This is a genomic window from Actinoplanes sp. NPDC048988 (assembly GCF_043197815.1).
Lineage (GTDB): Bacteria > Actinomycetota > Actinomycetes > Mycobacteriales > Micromonosporaceae > Actinoplanes.
In genome coordinates this window covers 497,237-514,237 of the sequence record NZ_JBICTW010000001.1, presented here as the reverse complement: position 1 = coordinate 514,237, position 17,001 = coordinate 497,237, and the positions used below count along the sequence as shown (strand labels likewise).

Here is a 17,001-nt window from a genome sequence, read left to right as displayed (position 1 = left end):
GTCAGAGGTTTACCACGGAGCAGGTCAGCGTCCGCATGATGCCCGGAACGTACTGGACTTTGCTCACAATGAGGCTGCCGAGGTCGTCGACCGTGTGCGCCTCGGCCAGCACGACCACGTCGTACGGCCCGGTGACCGCGTCGACTCGGACCACGCCGGGTATTTTGCCGATCGCGGCGGCCACGTCATGGGCCTTACCGACCTCGGTTTGGATCAGGATGTATGCCTGGACCACGCTCTGACTCCATTCCCCACCGCCGTAACCCGAACGTGAAACTACCGTAGTGACCCAGCAACGAAAGGCCGTACACGTGAGCATTGCCGAGGCCGGCGAGTTCGGGCTCATCGCCCGAGTGGTCGCGCGGCTCGAGACCGGCCCGACGACGCTGCTCGGTCCGGGCGACGACAGCGCGATCGTGGCCGCTCCCGACGGTCGGATAGTGGCATCCACCGATGTCCTTGTCGAGGGCCGGCACTTCCGGCGGGACTGGTCGAGCGCCACCGACGTCGGCCACCGGGCCGCCGCGGCCAACCTGGCCGACATCGCCGCGATGGGCGCGACACCGACCGCGCTGCTGGTCGCACTCTGCGCTACGCCCGATATGGACATCGCCTGGGCCGAAGACCTGGCCACCGGCCTGTCGGCCGAAGCCTCCCTGGTCGGGGCCGGTGTCGTCGGCGGTGACATGTCGTCCAGCCCGACCCTGACCATCGCCGTCACGGCCCTGGGCAACCTGGCCGGCCAGGCGCCCGTGGTCAGAAGCGGCGCCCAGCCGGGTGACGTCATCGCGCTGGCCGGCCGGGTGGGCCACGCGGCGGCCGGCTACACGGTGCTCTCCCGCGGATTCCGTACGCCGAAGGCCCTGGTCGAGGCCTATCGCCGCCCCGCGGTGCCGTACGCGGCCGGCCCCGCCGCCGCCCGCGCCGGCGCCACCTCGATGATCGACATCTCGGACGGCCTCCTCCAGGACATCGGCCACATCGCCCAGGCCAGCATCGTCGGCCTGGACATCCACACCAGCGCCTTCGAGGTCCCCGACCAGATGCGCGACGCGGCACAGGCCCTGGGCGTCGACCCCATGCAGTGGCTGCTGGCCGGTGGCGACGATCACGCCCTGGCGGCGACCTTCCCGGCCGAGGTGCCGCTGCCGGACGGCTGGCGCCCGATCGGACGGGTCCACGAGGGCACCGGCGTCACGGTCGACCAGAAGCCGTGGACCGGTCCGCTCGGCTGGGACCACTTCCGCTGACGGTGGCCCACGACACGCTGGCGGCCACCATCGGGCGTCCCTGATTAGTGTTGTCGTCGTGCCAGAGATCAAGATCAGGCGGGCCGAGCTCGCCGAGCCCGTGGTCCGCCTGCTGCTCGTCGACGTGATGCGAGAGCTGGCGGACCGCTACGGCGGCAGCGGCGACGACACCCCCGTCGACGCGGCCGAGTTCCTCCCGCCGAACGGCGACTTCTTCGTGGCCGACGACGGCGAGAAGCTGGTGGGGTGCGCCGGCTGGCGCCGCCACGGCGAGGACGCCGAGCTCAAACGCATGTTCACGGCGAAGGCGGCCCGAGGCCGGGGCCTGGGCCGCCGCCTGCTGGCCAAGGTCGAGGAGTCGGCCCGCGAGGCCGGCTGCCCCCGCGTCATCCTGGAGACAGGCGACAAACAGCCCGAGGCGATCGGCCTGTACGAGTCGGCCGGTTACACCCGCATCGAAGACTTCGGCTACTACGCCGGCGAGGAGGGCGTCCTGTCCTTCGCGAAGCCTCTCTGAGCTCCACCCGCCCGGCGCCCCGGCGCCGGGCGGCCTTCCCCACCCTTCCGCGCGCGGCGGTCCGGGCAAAGACAACCAGCCCTCCGGCCGGTTGGCCGAAGGGCTGGTGGACGAACTCAGGTCAGGCGCGAGTGACCTTGCCGGCCTTGATGCACGACGTGCAGGCCTTGACCTTGCGGGTCGTGCCACCACCGGCGGGGGTGCGCACAGACTGGATGTTCGGGTTCCAGCGGCGGTTGGTCCGCCGGTGCGAGTGGGACACGTTGTGGCCGAAGCCCGGTCCCTTGCCACAGACGTCGCACACGCTAGCCACGGGTAACTCCTGGGTCGAAACGAAAACTGAAGGCGCCCAGCGAGCATGGCCGCAGGCAACCCGGCAAGGTTACATGATGCCCGGGCGAGTCGGCGAATCGGTCCTGGCCACTCGCGGCGACCCGGCAATTGTCAGAGGTGGTTAGTACGATTTTCGCGTGCTCGAGACCCTGGACGCCGCCGCCGTTCGCCGCTGGTGCGGCGTCGGCCTCCGAGCGCTGAGAGCACACCAGCGCGAGATAGACGAGCTGAACGTCTACCCGGTGCCCGACGGCGACACCGGCACCAACCTGGTGCTCACCCTCACCTCGGCCCACGAGGCCCTGGAGGCGAGCGAGGTCCCCGAGGCCACTGAGACGGCGAGTTCCGCGGCCACCCCGAGCGGCGCACCGGCTCCCCGGACGGAGACGGCTCCCGGCCTGACTGAGACGGCTCCCACCCTGACTGAGGCGCCTCCCGCCCTAGCTGAGACGCCTTCCGCCCTGACCGAGTCGCCTTCCGGCCTGGCCGAGACGCCTACCGGCCTGGCCGGGGCGATGGGGGGCACGCCGGCTGCCGTGACCGGGGTGGTGGAGGGCACGCCGGCCGGCTTGGGCGGGACGGCGGACAGCACGCCGCTGGCGCGGGCCATGCGGCTGATGGCCAGGGGTGCGCTGCTGGGGGCGCGAGGCAACTCCGGGGTGATCGTCTCGCAGATCCTGCGGGGCATGGCCGACAGCCTGGCCGCGTCGGCCGCCGTGCGCGGTGCCGAGCTGGCGCGGGCTCTGCGGTCCGCTTCCGAGGCGGCCTACGCGGCCGTGGCCCGTCCGGTCGAGGGCACCGTCCTCTCCGTGGTGGCCGCCGCGGCCGAGGCCGCCGCCCGGATCAAGTCCGACGACCTGCTGGCGGTGGCCCGGGCCGCCGCCCGCGCCGCCTCCGAGGCCCTGGCCCGTACTCCACAGCAGCTCCCCGCCCTGGCCCGGGCCGGCGTCGTCGACGCCGGCGGCCGCGGCCTCTGCCTCTTGCTCGACGCCCTGGTCGAGGTTCTGACCCCAGCCACGGCCCCACACGACGACGAACTCGCCGAACCGAACACCAAGCCCGCCCTCACCGACAGCCCGTCCCCAAGCACCGGCCCTTCCTCCAGCGGCGCCCCTTCGCCCGGCGGCGGCCCCTCCGTCGGCGGTGGCTCTTCGCCCGGCGGCGGCCCTTCCTCCAGCGGTGGCTCTTTGCCTGGTCCCCGGTCAGTGGGCATGCCGGAAGCCGGGCCGGGCGGGTCGGCGTTCGAGTCCGATGGCGCCCTCGCATCCGACCTGACGCGGCAGACGGGGCGGGCGTTCTCGGCGAGCAGCGCCGACTCCGGCCGCGGGGCTGGAGCGGAGGGCGGCTTCGGGTTCGAGGTGCAATATCTGCTCGAGGCCGAACCGGTGGCGGTCGACCGGCTGCGGCGGGTGCTGGACGCCCTCGGTGACTCGCTTGTCGTCGTCGGCAGTGGCGGCGATGGTTCGCAGACCTGGAACGTGCACGTCCATGTCGGCGCGGCCGGGATCGGGCCCGCTGTCGAAGCCGGTGTCGAGGCCGGGCGGCCACATCGGATCAGTGTCACGCCGCTGGACGACAGTGGGCACGGGCCCGGTGAGGCCGAGCGGCCCGCCAGCGGGCGTGGGGCCGTCGTCGTCGCCGCCGGGGACGGGCTCACTTCGCTCTTCGAGGCCGAAGGGGCCACCGTCGTCGGGCGTAATCCGTCGACCCGGGAGATGCTCGAGGCCATCGCCGCCTCCGGGGCCCGGTGTGTCGTTCTGCTGCCCAACGACGCCAACACCCACGCTGTCGCCGTCTCCGCCGCCCGGGAGGCCGAGAGCAACGGATTCCGGGTCAGTGTCGTGCCCACCCGGTCGCCGGTGCAGGCGCTGGCCGCTCTCGCCGTACGGGATCCGGGCCGGTCCTTCACCGACGATGTCATCGCCATGGCCGAGGCGGCCGGCGCCTGCCGGTACGGCGAGGTCTGCACCGCCCAGCGTGACTCGCTCACCGTGGCCGGGCCGTGCCGGGCCGGTGACCTGCTGGGGCTGGTCGACGGGGAGGTGCACGTGATCGGTGACGATGTCGCCGCCGTCGGTCTTCAGCTGCTCGACCGCATGCTCGGCGGTGGCGGCGAGATGGCCACCCTCGTGCTCGGCGCGGACGCCCCGGACGGCCTCGAGGGCAAGCTACGGGCGTACGTCACCCGGGCCTGGCCTTTTGTCGAGGTGCAGAGCTACGCCGGCGGGCAACCCCGCTATCACCTGCTGGTTGGAGTGGAATGACCACCATCGACACCCCGCTGGAGAAGGTCCTCGGCGCCAAGACGGCCAAGGCCCTCGCCGACCACCTCGAGTTGCACACCGCCGGGGATCTCGTCTACCACTTCCCGCGCCGCTACGACGAGCGCGGCGAGCACACCGACATGCGCGGCCTGCAGATCGGGGAGCAGGTCACCCTGCTGGCCCAGGTGCAGGGCATCGCCGTCAAGCCGATGCGGCAGCGCCGCGGCAACATGCTCGAGGTCACCATCGGCGACGGCTCCGGCGCCACCCTGACCTGCACCTTCTTCAACCAGGCGTGGCGCGAGCGGGAGCTGCGCAAGGGGCGCTGGGGGCTGTTCGCGGGCAAGGTGACCGACTTTCGGGGCAAGCGGCAGCTCAACGGCCCGGCGTACCAGCTGCTCAGTGCCGACGCCACGCAGGACGAGGCGGCCGAGGAGATCGAGGAGTTCGCGGGGGCGCTGATCCCGGTCTATCCGGCCGCGCAGGCCGTGCCGACCTGGGTGATCGCCAAGTGTGTGCGGACGTTGCTGGACACGTTCGAGGCGCCGCCCGATCCGCTGCCGGCTCCGGTGCGGGCCAACCGCAACCTGATCGGCATCGGCAAGGCGCTGCACGAGATCCACCGCCCCACGTCGCAGGAGGCGCTGCAGGTCGCGAGGTATCGCCTCAAGTGGGACGAGGCCTTCGCCGTTCAGGTGACCCTGGCGCAGCGCCGGAAGAAGGCCGCGGAGTCGCCGGGACGGGCCCGGCCCCGCAAGGACGGCGGCATTCTGGCCAAGTTCGACGCCGGCCTGCCGTACGAGCTGACCGACGGCCAGCGCAGCGTCGGCGAGGAGATCGCCGCCGACCTGGGCCGGGCGCACCCGATGCACCGGCTCCTGCAGGGCGAGGTCGGTTCGGGCAAGACCCTCGTCTCCGTACGGGCGATGCTCCAGGTCGTCGACGCCGGCGGCCAGGCCGCTCTGCTGGCGCCGACCGAGGTCCTGGCCACCCAGCATTTCCGCGGGATCAGCGCGCAGCTGGGCGCGCTCGGCCGGGCCGGTGAGATCGACGGCGATCCGGCCGGCACCCAGCTCACCCTGGTCACCGGCTCGCTCGGCGCCGTCGCCAAGAGGAACGCGCTGGCCAAGGTGGCCGACGGCACGGCCGGCATCGTCGTGGGCACACACGCTTTGCTGTACGAGGGTGTCGAGTTCCGCGATCTCGGACTGGTGGTCGTCGACGAGCAGCACCGGTTCGGGGTCGAGCAGCGTGACGCGCTGCGGGCCAAGGCCGCCACCCCGCCGCACGTGCTGGTGATGACCGCGACGCCGATCCCGCGCACGGTCGCCATGACCGTCTACGGCGATCTCGAGACGTCGGTGTTGTCGCAGTTGCCGCGGGGCCGTTCGCCGATCGCCTCGCATGTGGTGCCGCCCGAGAAGCCGGCCTTCCTCGACCGGGCCTGGCGCCGGCTGCGCGAGGAGGTCCAGGCCGGACACCAGGCGTACGTGGTGTGCCCGCGCATCGGCACCGACGGCACCGAGGAGGAGGAGCCGCCGGGCGACAACGAGCCGGCGCGCCGCCCGCCCCTGGCCGTGATGGAGGTGGCGCCGATCCTCGAGGAGGGCCCGCTGCGCGGCCTGCGGATCGGGGTGCTGCACGGCAAGCTGCCGGCCGACGAGAAGGACGCGGTGATGCGCCGTTTCGCCGCCGGTGACCTGGACGTGCTGGTGGCGACCACGGTGATCGAGGTCGGCGTGGACGTGCCGAACGCGACAGTCATGGTGATCATGGACGCCGACCGGTTCGGCGTCTCCCAGCTCCACCAGCTGCGCGGGCGGGTCGGCCGGGGTTCCGCCGCCGGCATCTGCCTGCTGGTCACCGAGTCGGTGGAGGGCACGGCGGCCCGCGAGCGGCTGGACGCGGTGGCATCCACCACTGACGGCTTCAAGCTTTCCGAGATCGACCTGGAGCAGCGCCGCGAGGGCGACGTGCTGGGCGCCTCGCAGTCCGGCAAGCATTCGCATCTGCGGCTGCTGTCGCTGCTGCGCGACACCAAGCTGATCACCGACGCCCGGGCCGAGGCGGCCGAGCTGGTCGGCGACGATCCCAGCCTGTCCAAATACCCCGCTCTGGCCGCCTCGGTGGCCGCGTTCGTCGACGAGGAGCGGGCCGAGTACCTGGAGAAGGGATGATTCTGCACATCTGCTCCCGCGCCGCCTGGGACGAGGCGGTCCGGGCGGGGACGTACGAGGGTGACACGCTGGCCCGGCAGGGCTACATCCACTGCTCGACGGCCGCGCAGGTCAGCGGCCCGGCCAACTTCCTGTTCCACGGCCGGCGCGACCTCGTCCTGCTGGAGATCGACGAGGACCGCCTGCCCGTGCCGGTGACCTGGGAACAGGGTGATCCGCCCAAGCCGGACGGAGAGCTCTTCCCCCATCTGTACGCGGCGTTGCCGGTCGCCGCCGTTGTGGCCGTCCACCCGTACCACCCGGAACCGGACGGGTCGTTCCTGCCGCCCCGGATATGACAAAAGCGCCCCGGCCGAAGCCGGGGCGCTTTTTCGTCAAGCTGCTATCAGGCGGTGAACTTCACCTTGCGACGACGCGCCAGGATGAAGAGCACGGCGCCCGCGGCGAGCAGAGCAGCCGCACCGGCCGCGATGCCACCGGCGGCGGCACCGGTCAGCGGCAGGGTCTCCTCGTCATCGCCGCCACCCTGGCCGGGGGCCGGGGCGGGGGAGGTGGTGGCGCTGGCGGACGGGCTCGGCGAGGCGCTGTTGCACTCGGCCGGCTTCTCCTCGGAGTCCCACTTGATCGCCTCGAACTCCTCACCCTTGAACTTCGGGGTGACCTCGAGACCCTTCTCGCCCTTGAAGGTGACCTTCTTGGTCTCGCCCGGCTTGGCGGTGATGGTCTGAGCCGCGCCCTTGTTCGGGGTGAAGGTGACCTCGATGGTGGTCTTACCCTTCGAGTTGTCGACCTGGAAGATCAGCGAGTCACAGGTGACCTGGTAGGCGCCCTCGAAGTCGTCCTCGGGCTGCTGGCAGTCCTTGGGCTGCTCCCACTTGCCGACGAGAACCGGCTTGTCGCTGCTCTTCTCGGTGACGACGACCTTGCCGGCGTTCTTGGCCGGGATCGAAACGGTGACCGGCTCCTCGCCGGCCTTGACCGTGACGTCCTTCTTGAAGTCGGTGCCGACGACGGTGAACTCGGCGTCCTTCTTGGCGTCCTTGCCGTTGGACAGCGTCACGGTCACGCCGTCACAGCTGGAGGCGAGCTGCGCGTCCGGCTTCGGGGCGTCCTTGGTGCAGGTGTCGTCGAAGGTCACGGTGCCGGTGGACGGCGTCTGCTCGGCCCACCACTCGCCGTTCTTCTCTTTCCACATGGCCTTGACGGCCAGGGTGACGGACTTGGTGCCGGCGGCGACCTTCTGCGTACCCAGGATCGGCTCGCCGCTCTTGAACGGGAAGTCGAGGCCCCCGGTCTCCTTGATGCCGTCGATGGTGCCTTCCGGCGTCACCTTGACCTCAGCCAGCTTGAACGGCTGCTCCTTGTAGACGCCGACGGCGTCGACGGACCAGTTGACGGTCCAGTCGCCGGTGGCGGTGTCACACGTGGGGGTGCCCTTGACCACGCTGTGGTGCGCGCTGGCGGGCGAGGCGAAGAACGCGACACCGGCGAGGCCGATGAGCGTTCCAGCGACCACGGCGGTGGAACGCCGCAGCTTGGACTTCAGCAGGTTCACGCCTACTCCTGTAACTGGGGAAAAACGTTCAGGGGTGTGCGCAAGGAAGCGGCGAGCCGTCACCGAGATGGAGAATGGGCGATGGCCTGCGACAACGCCTCCCCACGTCGTCGGCCGGCGTCCGGTGGAGGACGCCTGCAACAGCGCCTGACCATAGTCACTAATGCCTATCTAGGAAATCCCTCAGAGGATCCTAAGGGTGTTGTTGCAGATTCGTGATCTTCCCTTAACTGAGGGAATTTGCCTCGGCGCTGAGCGTGGTGATGCTCTGCGCATTTGTTCACTCGCAGGACACAATGAGTAAGTAGTCAAGTAGTTTCCGATGCGTGTTCATCGCAGAATCGCGTGAGGCGTCATGACCCGGATCATCGCCGGCGCGCACGGCGGCCGGCGTCTGTCCGCGCCCGCCGGCGCGGGAACCCGGCCCACATCGGACCGTGTGCGCGAGGCGTATTTCAGCGCGCTCGATTCGATGATCGATCTTTCCGGCGTTCGATTTCTTGATCTATATGCCGGCTCGGGCGCGGTCGGCCTGGAGGCGATCTCGCGCGGCGCCGCGCACGCGCTTCTGGTCGAGGCGGACGGCCGCGCGGCCCGGACGATCCGGGACAACATCGTCGCGCTGCGCCTGGGTGGCGCCGCCCGGCTCGTCACCGGCAAGGTCGCGCAGGTCCTGGGTTCGCCGCCGGACGGAGGACCGTACGACGTGGTCTTCGCCGACCCGCCCTACGCGGTGACCGACAAGGAGGTGACCGAGGTGCAGACGGCACTGGCCGAGCTGGGCTGGCTGGCCCCGGACGCGGTGGTGACCATCGAGCGTTCCACCCGGGGCGCGTCGATGAGCTGGGTCGACGGCATCACCGCCGATCGCAGCAGGCGTTACGGGGAGACCACTCTTTGGTACGGTCGCCGATCATGAGACGAGCGGTGTGTCCCGGCTCCTTCGATCCGGTCACCAACGGCCACCTCGACATCGTCGGGCGGGCCAGCCGGCTGTTCGATGAAGTGATCATCGGCGTGTTGATCAATCAGTCGAAAACCGGCCTGTTCACCATCGAAGAGCGCATCGAGATGTTGCGCGAGGCGACGTCTTCGTACGCCAACGTTCGGGTGGCCTCGTTTCACGGGCTTCTCGTCGATTTCTGCCGTGCCCAGGGCGCGGCGGTGGTTGTCAAGGGTCTGCGCGCGGTCAGCGATTTCGATTACGAGTTGCAGATGGCGCAGATGAACATCGGGCTCTCCGGCGTCGAGACACTGTTCATGCCGACGAACCCGCTGTACTCATTCCTGTCGTCGAGTCTCGTCAAGGACGTCGTGAAGTGGGGTGGCGACGCCTCGGCGTACGTACCGGACTTCGTCGGCGAGCGTCTGGTGACGCGCCTCAAGCAGAACTAAGGGACGCATCGGCGCGCCGGTGCGTCCCTCCGCGGTGACCCACGCAGTACCGTGAGCGAACCACGTGGAAAGGCAGGAACCGGTGGATCCGCTCGACCGTATCGACGAGATCATCGAGCTCGTACAGGAATCACGCTCCGTGCCCATGTCGCGGACGAATTTCATGTTCGACCGCAACGAGATGGTCGAGCGTCTCGACGAGCTGCGCTCCGAGCTGCCCAGCGAGCTGCGCAAGGCGGCCGCCGTGCTGGAGGAGCGGGACCGGATCATCGAGGCCGGCCGGCGCGAGGCCGACCGGATCATCAGCGAGGGTGAGACGGAACACGCCCGCCTCGTCTCGGTGAACGAGATCACGGTGTCGGCCGAGCACGAGGGCGCCCGGATCATCGCCGAGGCCCGTACGGAGGCCCAGCGCCTGCGTGAGGAGGTCGACGACTACGTCGACACCGCCCTGGCCAACTTCGAGCAGTTCCTGACCCGGGCGCTGGCCTCGATCGAGCGCGGACGTGACAAAATGCACGCCCTCCGCGAGATCGGCAACTTCCAGGGGGAAGATAGTGAACGGCCGCTGCCGTTCTAACTCCTGCGCGGGGGTAACCCCGGATTCGACGGTACGGCGGCAGCTCAGGTAACCTTTTCTGTCGGCCTACCCAGGCTGAGGAACAACGATGCCCAAGTCACCACAGAGTCACCTCGATCCCAGGCAGCCGCTCGTCGCTGACACGACGAAACTTCCGCGCCAGCCTGGTGCGACGCGTGCCCTCAAGCGGGTGATCCCGGCCCCGGCGGACCTCGGACTGGAGTTGCTCTCGGTTCCCGAGGGGTCGGACGTCGAGCTCGATCTCGTGCTCACGTCGGTCTCCGAGGGGGTGTACGTCAGCGGCAACGCCCGCGGCTCGCTGGTCGGCGAGTGCGGTCGGTGCCTCAACGAGATCAGCGAGTCCTTCGATGTCAAGATCGCGGAGCTGTTCGCCTACGAGGACAGCACCACGGAGGAGACGACCGACGAGGACGAGGTGGGCCGGATGCAGGGCGACCTGATCGACCTGGAGCCGGCTCTGCGGGACGCGGTGGTGCTGACCCTGCCGACAAACCCGCTCTGCCGACAGGACTGCCCAGGCCTGTGCCCCGACTGCGGGGTGCACTTCGACGACCTTCCGGCTGGTCACAGCCACGAGGAAGTCGATCCCCGCTGGGCCGCTTTGCGTAACCTATCGAATACCGAGGAGTAAGCCGTGGCCGTCCCCAAGCGCAAGATGTCGCGCAGCAACACCCGGTCCCGCCGGGCGAACTGGAAGGCGACCGCGGTGCAGACCGTGGCCTGCCCCCAGTGCAAGTCGCCGCACCTGCCGCACACCGCGTGCGGGGTCTGCGGCACGTACAACGGTCGTCAGGTCCTCGAGGTCTGAGACAGCGCTAGGTGACGCGCCCGATCATCGGGCGGATCGCACCTGCGCAACGGCGTCCCGGTGTTTCGGTCTCCCCGCAGCTAGCTGCCGGGGAGCCGGGCACCGCGCGGATCGCCGTCGACCTCCTCGGCGGGGACAGTGCTCCCGCCGTCGTGGTTGACGGCGCTCTGCGTGCCTGCCAGGCCGATCCCGCCCTTCACCTGTTGCTCGTCGGACCGGCCGAGGCCGCCGACGAGTTTCTTGACGCCCTCGACCCGGCCGAGCACGGCCGGGTCACTCGCATGCCCATAGCTCCCGGCGAGCGCGTGGAGAGCTGGGTCGAGTCGGGTGTCCGCTCCGCCGTGCTGGCCGTCGCCCAGGGCGAGGCCGACGCGGTGGTGTCCGCCGGCAACACCGGCGCCACCGTGACCTCGGCCGCGCTCGGTCTGGGGCGGTGGCCCGGCGTACGGCGCCCGCCGCTCGCCGCCGTGCTCCCCACCCGCGCCGGTCGTCTCGTCCTGCTCGACGTGGGTTCGTCCGTCGACCCGGACGAGGAGACCATGGCCACGCACGCCAGGCTCGGCGCCGCCTACGCCTACGTCGTGCACGACGTCGCCGCACCCGCCGTGGGCCTGCTGACCATCGGCACCGAACGGGGCAAGGGCGACCGGTTGCGCCGTGCCCTGCCGCCCGCGCTGGCCGCCCTCGCCCTGCCGGGCGGCGCCCGGTACGCCGGGCTGGTCGAGGGCAACGACGTCGTCACCGGCACCGTCGCCGACGTCGTCGTGACCGACGGGTTCACCGGGAACATCCTGCTCAAGGGGCTCGAGGCGGCGTACGCCGAACTCGGCCCACCGTCCACCGCCACCGGCGCACCGCCCCCGCGCGCCGCCCTCCTGCTCGGCGTCGCCGGCACCGTGGTGGTCTGCCACGGCGCCGCGTCCGGGCCGGACGTCGCCGCGGGCATCGCGTTCGCCGCCGACCTGCACCGCCGGGCCGCCGTCGCGGCCATGGCCGACATGATCGACGCACAACGAGGTGTCTGAAGATGAGTGATAAGCGCCGCCGGCCACCGACCCTGCCTCTGGAGGAGGCATTCGGCGTCCCGATCGAGCCCGCCCTGCTCGAACGCGCGCTCACCCACCGTTCCTACGCGTACGAGAACGGTGGCCTGCCGACGAACGAGCGCCTGGAGTTCCTCGGCGACTCGGTGCTCGGCGTCGTGATCACCTCGGCGCTGTTCCACAACCACCCCGACCTGCCCGAGGGGCAGCTGGCCAAGCTGCGGGCGAGCGTGGTCAACATGCACGCGCTGGCCGACGTGGCCCGCGGCCTCGGCCCGGAGGGGCTCGGCAAGCACCTGCTGCTGGGCAAGGGCGAGGAGACGACCGGCGGCCGGGACAAGGCGAGCATCCTGGCCGACACGCTCGAGGCGCTTCTCGGCGCGATCTACCTCGACCACGGCTTGGACGTCGCGGGCGAGGTGATCCACCGGCTCTTCGACCCGCTGATGGTCGAGTCGGCCAGCCGCGGCGCCGCCCTCGACTGGAAGACGAGCCTGCAGGAGCTGACCGCCGCGCTTGGCCTGGGCGTGCCCGACTATCTGATCGAGGACTCCGGTCCCGACCACGCCAAGACCTTCACGGCCTGGGTCGTGGTGGCCGGCGAGCGGTACGGCGGTTCCGAGGGCCGCAGCAAGAAGCAGGCCGAGCAGCGGGCCGCCGCGGCCGCCTGGCGCATCCTCACCGAGCGCACCGCCGAGCCGGACGGCGCCCTCCTCGACAAAGCGGACGAAAAAGACACGGAGTGAGCGTCGCGGTCGAACAGCGCCCGCGGCTCTGGGATGCCGCGGGCGCGTGGCGGGGCGTCGGGACCGCGATCGGCGTCTTCGCCCTGACGCGGGTCGCTCAGCTGCTCGTCCTGGGCTGGCTCGACGCCGCGTCGGACGACCCCGTCGGCGTACGGAATCGCCTGCTCGTCTGGGACGCCGGCTGGTTCCTGAAGGTGGCCGTCAACGGCTACCCGCACGGCTACACGTACGACGCGGCCGGCCACCTGCAGGGCAACGAGCTGGCCTTCTTCCCGGTCTACCCGCTGTTGATCAGGGCCGTCGCCGCGGTCGGCATCCCGGCCTCGACCGCCGCCCTGATCGTCACCTGGGTGGCCTCGGTCGGCATGGCGGTCGCGCTGCACCTGCTCGGCACGTCGCTCTACGACAAGCGGGCCGGCTGGGCTCTGGTCGCGATCTGCTGCACGGCCCCCGTGTCGATCGTCTTCTCCATGGCGTACTCCGAAGCGGTCTTCTTGGCCCTGGTCGCCGGCATGCTGGTCGCCGCCCATCGCCGGGTGTGGTGGGCGGCCGGGCTGTTGGGAGTGTTGACGGCGTTGAGCCGGCCGACCGGCGCGGCGGCCGCCGTCGCCCTCGCGGTCGCCGCCCTCCTCGCCGTACGGGAAGATCGCAAGCAGGCTTGGAAACCCCTGCTGGCAGCCGCGCTCGCGCTGGCCGGGGTGCCGCTCTTCCTGGCCTGGGTCGGCTGGCGCGTCGGCGATCCGGCGGCCTGGTTCCGGATCCAGGCGGCCGGGTGGGGCACGGCGTTCGACTACGGCGCCAGCACGGTCAGATTCCTGGCCACGACCTTGAGTACGGGCGACGGCTGGGTCCCGGTCAGCGTGGCCTTCATCCTGCTGGCCGCGGTCGCCGCGGCCTGGGTCGCGCTGGCCGGGAAGCCCTGGCCGCCGCTGGCCGTTTACGGATTGATCGCCATGGTGCTCGTCTACGGGCAGGCCGGCTTCTACCACTCGAAGCCGCGGCTGCTCGTCCCCGTACTGTTGACGCTGCTTCCCGCGGCGATCGCCGCCTCCCGGGCCCGCCCTCGGGTGGCGATCCTGTCGATCACGGCGTGGGCGGCGTTCGGCCTCTGGTACGGCGCCTACCTGGTCGCCGTGTGGCCGTACACGTTGTAAGGAGACGTCGAGTGCCTGAGCTGCCCGAGGTCGAGACCGTCCGGCAAGGCCTGGCCAAATGGGTGACCGGCCGGACGATCAGAACCGTCGAGGTGCACCACCCGCGTGCGATCCGCCGGCACCTGCCCGGCGACGCGCACTTCATCGCGCTGCTGACCGGCCGGACCATCGTGGACGTCTCCCGGCGCGGCAAGTACCTGTGGTTCCCGCTCGACTCCGGTGACGCGCTGATCGGCCACCTCGGCATGAGCGGCCAGCTGCTGATGCAGCCGGCCGACGCCGAGGACGAGAAACACCTGCGCATCCGGTTCACCTTCACCGACGACGGCCCCGAGCTGCGCTTCGTCGACCAGCGGACCTTCGGCGGGCTGTCGCTGTCCGAGGGCGGCGCCGAACTGCCCGACGAGATCGCGCACATCGCCCGCGACCCGATGGACCCGCTCTTCGACGACGAGGCGTTCGTCGCCCGCCTGCGCGGCAAGCACACCGAGATCAAGCGGGCGCTGCTCGACCAGACCCTGATCTCCGGCGTGGGCAACATCTACGCCGACGAGGCGCTGTGGCGGGCCCAGCTGCACGGCGCACGGCCGACAGATCAACTGACCAGGCCGGCCGTACGCCGTCTGCTCGCGCACGTCAGAGATGTCCTCGGCGAGGCGATCGTGGCCGGCGGGACCAGCTTCGACGAGCTCTACGTCAACGTGAACGGGGAGAGCGGCTACTTCGACCGGGCGCTCAACGCGTACGGCCGGGAGGGCGAACCGTGTCACCGCTGCGGCACCCCGATCCGCCGCGAGCAGTTCATGAACCGCTCGTCGTTCAGCTGCCCCCGCTGCCAGCCCCGCCCGCGAACGATCCGGCACTGATGTACGGGCTGGCGTCGGTGGCCAGCCCGAACCCGGCACCCCGGCGCCCCATCAGGCGCCGGGCGGCGGTGAGCAGCGCGGTCGGCACGCCGTGCACGATGTGCCCGTCGCCCGGCCGGACGCCGTCGCCGTCCCAGCTCTGATAGGCCTCCCAGGGGCCCTCGAAGGTGCAGATCCGCACGCCGAGATCCCGGTAGAGCGGGTGCGTGGGCACACCCGGGTTGAGTACGACGCGGTGCAGCCCGCGGCGGGCGGCCAGCCGGATGGTCAGGGCGACCGGGCCCACCCCGCCGGAACCGGCCGGGGCCCGGTCGAGGAAAAGGCCCTCGGCGCCGTCCGCACGCCAGGCGTCCACGTCGGCCAGCACATCGGCGAGCGAGCGGCTGCCCCAGTCGAGGTCGATCCGGCCCAGCGACTGGTGCAGGGTGCGGCGCTCACCCGGCAGATCCCGGACGATCCAGGTGTCACCGTCCAGCGGCAGCTCGGGCGACGGGTGCGCGTACGGGGGGAACAGGGTCTTCACAGCGTTCTCCGTTCGTGGGGCACGGCTTGGTGCGCGGTGTTCGTGCGCGACGGTCACAGCGCTTGTTGTTCGCGGGCGGTCGCGGCGTCCTTGGCGCGGACGGCGTTACTGCGTTCGCCGATCGTCGGCGGCGGTCATGGCGACCACGAGCAGGCCGGCCAGGTGGGTTGCGGCGAGCACGGCGACGGCGTCGGGCAGGGCGCCGGCCGCGGGCAGCGGAAGGATCGGAAGGGCGGCGAGGACCACCGGGGGCGCTGCGGCCAGGGTGGTGGCGAGACCGGTACGGCCGCGCGCGGCCAGCAGGAACGTGACGGCGAAGACGCCGCCGAGCAGGGTGCCCCCGGCCAGGCCGAGCACCTCCTCCCCGGACTCGGCGGGAAGCTGGTAGGCCCCGACGGCCAGGGCCACCCCCACGGCCAGCGGCGGCAGCAGCCCGGCCAGCGTGATCAGGGTGACGCCGCGGACATGCTTGCGGTACGCGGCCTGGTCGGGCGCGGTGTCCAGACCGGCGTCCACCTGGTCGGTGTGCCAGCCGATCAGGGCCTCGAGGATGGGCACGGCGAGCAGCAGCGGCAGCCAGAACGGCACTGTCGAGCTGGGCGCGGCCTGCCAGAGCAAACCTACGCAAATCGCCTGAGACCCGCCGATCGCCCCGAACATGCCGCCCCGCCGCAGCTCGGTCGGGGTAGGCCGGGGCATCCGGCCCCGCAGCCCGGGAATGACGACCGGGCGGAACGCGCGCACGGTGGCCACCACGATCGCGGCCGGCAGCAGCGTACCGATCGGCAGCTCGCCCGCGACCGGGGCGCCGGCCAGCCCGGCCAGGGTCGCCCCGGCCAGCAGCCAACAGGGCAGGCTCCACCCGACGAGCGCGGCCTCCGACCGGGTGACCAGGGCGGCGGTCACCGTGGCCAGGCTGGCCAGACCGCCGAGGCCGATCACCAGGGCCAGGCCGCGTTCCGGTCCGACCAGAACGTCGGGGGCGACCCAGACCAGCGCGCACCACAGACCGGCGACCGCGGCGAAGCCATAGCCCACCTGCCGAGCCGCCGCCGACGGCCCGGCATGCCGGGCGACCGCGGCACCGGTGCTGGTCAGCGCCTGCGCGGCCGCCCAGCCGAGCAGCAGCACGGCAACCGGCACCGGCCAGGCGACCCGTCCGAGCGGTTCGGCCGCGGCCACCGCGACACTGAGCGGCCCCAGATAGAGAGCACAACGCAGCAGAGCCGACCGCAGATAGGTACGCCGCCCCGGCGCCCGCCGCGCCCCTGGCTCAGCCGCCCCCACGCTCCGCGATCTCGGCTCAGCCGCCGCCGCACGCCGCGACCTCGGCTCGGCCACCGCCGCACGCCGCGACCTCCGCTCAGCCGTCGCCGCCGCGCGCCGCGACCTCGGTTCGGCCGTCGCCGTGCGCCATGAACGCGGCTCGGCTGCCGCCGGACGCCGCGATCCGGGCTCGCCGGCTGCGGCGCGCCGCAATTTGAGCTGGGCGGCGGTCGAATCGTGCCCCGGTCTCGGCTCGGCGGCCGGCTCGCGGTGCGGTGCGGGCACGGTGCCCAGCTCGCGGTGCGATGGCGGGTCGGCTGCTCGGTCGTGGTGCGACAGCGGGTCGGCTGTTTGCTCGCGGTGGGATGGCGGCTCGGCTGCTTGCTCGCGGTGTGATCGGGGAGCGGTGGTCGGCTCGGGACCTGGGCGCGGGTCGGTGGTGGGTGTGGGCTCGGCCGCGTCGGGCAGCAGGCTGATCGCGTGGCGTGGGGGTGCGGGGACGC

19 protein-coding genes are annotated in these 17,001 nt (G+C 71.4%); 14 read left to right on the top strand and 5 right to left on the bottom strand.

Features of this window, described 5'->3' with window-relative positions; genetic code table 11:
- Position 1: 1 nt before the first annotated feature.
- Positions 2-235 carry an Lrp/AsnC ligand binding domain-containing protein gene (locus ACGFJ7_RS02465; protein ID WP_097318348.1) on the bottom strand — a complete coding sequence of 78 codons (234 nt, stop codon included), beginning with the start codon at positions 233-235 and terminating at the stop codon, positions 2-4.
- Between the two features lie 76 nt (positions 236-311).
- Between ACGFJ7_RS02465 and ACGFJ7_RS02460 the strand changes: the two genes are divergently transcribed.
- Together ACGFJ7_RS02460 and ACGFJ7_RS02455 are read left to right on the top strand one after the other, a co-directional pair.
- On the top strand, positions 312-1,250 hold the full coding sequence (locus ACGFJ7_RS02460) for a thiamine-phosphate kinase (protein ID WP_360243577.1): 939 nt from the start codon (positions 312-314) through the stop codon (positions 1,248-1,250).
- Positions 1,251-1,308: 58 nt separating this feature from the next.
- Complete coding sequence (locus tag ACGFJ7_RS02455; protein ID WP_392640385.1) at positions 1,309-1,767, top strand: GNAT family N-acetyltransferase; 459 nt, start codon at positions 1,309-1,311, stop codon at positions 1,765-1,767.
- A gap of 121 nt (positions 1,768-1,888) precedes the next feature.
- Here ACGFJ7_RS02455 and rpmB read toward each other — a convergent pair whose 3' ends face one another.
- On the bottom strand, positions 1,889-2,080 hold the full coding sequence (gene rpmB / locus ACGFJ7_RS02450) for a 50S ribosomal protein L28 (protein ID WP_097318353.1): 192 nt from the start codon (positions 2,078-2,080) through the stop codon (positions 1,889-1,891).
- A 157-nt stretch (positions 2,081-2,237) separates the two neighbouring features.
- Here rpmB and ACGFJ7_RS02445 point away from each other — a divergent pair, with 157 nt between their 5' ends.
- The 3 genes from ACGFJ7_RS02445 to ACGFJ7_RS02435 are packed head-to-tail and all read left to right on the top strand — an operon-like array spanning position 2,238 to position 6,879.
- Positions 2,238-4,364, top strand: a complete 2,127-nt coding sequence (locus ACGFJ7_RS02445) for a DAK2 domain-containing protein (protein WP_392640382.1) — start codon at positions 2,238-2,240, stop codon at positions 4,362-4,364.
- Positions 4,361-6,541, top strand: coding sequence for an ATP-dependent DNA helicase RecG (gene recG / locus ACGFJ7_RS02440; protein WP_392640380.1), 2,181 nt, complete (start codon positions 4,361-4,363; stop codon positions 6,539-6,541). Before ACGFJ7_RS02445 ends, recG begins: the two co-directional genes overlap by 4 nt.
- Positions 6,538-6,879, top strand: a complete 342-nt coding sequence (locus ACGFJ7_RS02435; RefSeq protein ID WP_392640377.1) for a DUF952 domain-containing protein — start codon at positions 6,538-6,540, stop codon at positions 6,877-6,879. The genes recG and ACGFJ7_RS02435 overlap by 4 nt, the downstream gene beginning before the upstream one ends.
- Before the next feature lie 47 nt (positions 6,880-6,926).
- Here the strand turns inward: ACGFJ7_RS02435 and ACGFJ7_RS02430 are convergent, their stop codons facing one another.
- Complete coding sequence (locus ACGFJ7_RS02430; protein ID WP_360242130.1) at positions 6,927-8,096, bottom strand: LPXTG cell wall anchor domain-containing protein; 1,170 nt, start codon at positions 8,094-8,096, stop codon at positions 6,927-6,929.
- Between the two features lie 355 nt (positions 8,097-8,451).
- On the opposite strand from ACGFJ7_RS02430, the gene rsmD reads away from it, so the two are divergent.
- From rsmD to mutM, 9 genes are all read left to right on the top strand, one after another.
- A complete protein-coding gene (gene rsmD, locus ACGFJ7_RS02425) occupies positions 8,452-9,015 on the top strand; it encodes a 16S rRNA (guanine(966)-N(2))-methyltransferase RsmD (RefSeq protein WP_360242127.1) in 564 nt (187 codons plus the stop codon).
- Positions 9,012-9,491 carry a pantetheine-phosphate adenylyltransferase gene (gene coaD / locus ACGFJ7_RS02420; RefSeq protein WP_097318367.1) on the top strand — a complete coding sequence of 160 codons (480 nt, stop codon included), beginning with the start codon at positions 9,012-9,014 and terminating at the stop codon, positions 9,489-9,491. The genes rsmD and coaD overlap by 4 nt, the downstream gene beginning before the upstream one ends.
- An 82-nt stretch (positions 9,492-9,573) precedes the next feature.
- Positions 9,574-10,071, top strand: a complete 498-nt coding sequence (locus tag ACGFJ7_RS02415) for a hypothetical protein (protein WP_097318369.1) — start codon at positions 9,574-9,576, stop codon at positions 10,069-10,071.
- Positions 10,072-10,159: 88 nt separating this feature from the next.
- A complete protein-coding gene (locus tag ACGFJ7_RS02410; RefSeq protein WP_360242123.1) occupies positions 10,160-10,723 on the top strand; it encodes a DUF177 domain-containing protein in 564 nt (187 codons plus the stop codon).
- Between the two features lie 3 nt (positions 10,724-10,726).
- A complete protein-coding gene (gene rpmF / locus ACGFJ7_RS02405; RefSeq protein ID WP_097318372.1) occupies positions 10,727-10,900 on the top strand; it encodes a 50S ribosomal protein L32 in 174 nt (57 codons plus the stop codon).
- A gap of 35 nt (positions 10,901-10,935) precedes the next feature.
- On the top strand, positions 10,936-11,925 hold the full coding sequence (locus ACGFJ7_RS02400; RefSeq protein ID WP_392641273.1) for a phosphate acyltransferase PlsX: 990 nt from the start codon (positions 10,936-10,938) through the stop codon (positions 11,923-11,925).
- 2 nt (positions 11,926-11,927) lie between these two features.
- Positions 11,928-12,689: a ribonuclease III gene (rnc, locus tag ACGFJ7_RS02395; RefSeq protein WP_360242119.1), complete on the top strand. Its 762-nt coding sequence runs from the start codon at positions 11,928-11,930 to the stop codon at positions 12,687-12,689.
- Positions 12,686-13,843, top strand: a complete 1,158-nt coding sequence (locus tag ACGFJ7_RS02390; RefSeq protein WP_360242116.1) for a hypothetical protein — start codon at positions 12,686-12,688, stop codon at positions 13,841-13,843. The genes rnc and ACGFJ7_RS02390 overlap by 4 nt, the downstream gene beginning before the upstream one ends.
- Before the next feature lie 11 nt (positions 13,844-13,854).
- On the top strand, positions 13,855-14,709 hold the full coding sequence (gene mutM, locus ACGFJ7_RS02385) for a bifunctional DNA-formamidopyrimidine glycosylase/DNA-(apurinic or apyrimidinic site) lyase (RefSeq protein WP_360242113.1): 855 nt from the start codon (positions 13,855-13,857) through the stop codon (positions 14,707-14,709).
- On the opposite strand, the gene ACGFJ7_RS02380 is transcribed toward mutM, so the two are convergent.
- A complete protein-coding gene (locus tag ACGFJ7_RS02380) occupies positions 14,663-15,232 on the bottom strand; it encodes a spherulation-specific family 4 protein (protein WP_360242110.1) in 570 nt (189 codons plus the stop codon). The two genes, mutM and ACGFJ7_RS02380, sit on opposite strands and share 47 nt — an antisense overlap.
- A gap of 105 nt (positions 15,233-15,337) precedes the next feature.
- Positions 15,338-16,519, bottom strand: coding sequence for a hypothetical protein (locus ACGFJ7_RS02375; RefSeq protein WP_360242107.1), 1,182 nt, complete (start codon positions 16,517-16,519; stop codon positions 15,338-15,340).
- Between the last annotated feature and the right edge of the window lie 482 nt (positions 16,520-17,001).

What these genes read in the sequence shown, in the direction of transcription:
- ACGFJ7_RS02410 (WP_360242123.1), top strand. Translation starts at nt 10,160, where the DNA reads ATGCCCAAGTCACCACAGAGTCACCTCGATCCCAGGCAGCCGCTCGTC.
- ACGFJ7_RS02435 (WP_392640377.1), top strand. Translation starts at nt 6,538, where the DNA reads ATGATTCTGCACATCTGCTCCCGCGCCGCCTGGGACGAGGCGGTCCGG.
- recG (WP_392640380.1), top strand. Translation starts at nt 4,361, where the DNA reads ATGACCACCATCGACACCCCGCTGGAGAAGGTCCTCGGCGCCAAGACG.
- rsmD (WP_360242127.1), top strand. Translation starts at nt 8,452, where the DNA reads ATGACCCGGATCATCGCCGGCGCGCACGGCGGCCGGCGTCTGTCCGCG.
- coaD (WP_097318367.1), top strand. Translation starts at nt 9,012, where the DNA reads ATGAGACGAGCGGTGTGTCCCGGCTCCTTCGATCCGGTCACCAACGGC.
- rnc (WP_360242119.1), top strand. Translation starts at nt 11,928, where the DNA reads ATGAGTGATAAGCGCCGCCGGCCACCGACCCTGCCTCTGGAGGAGGCA.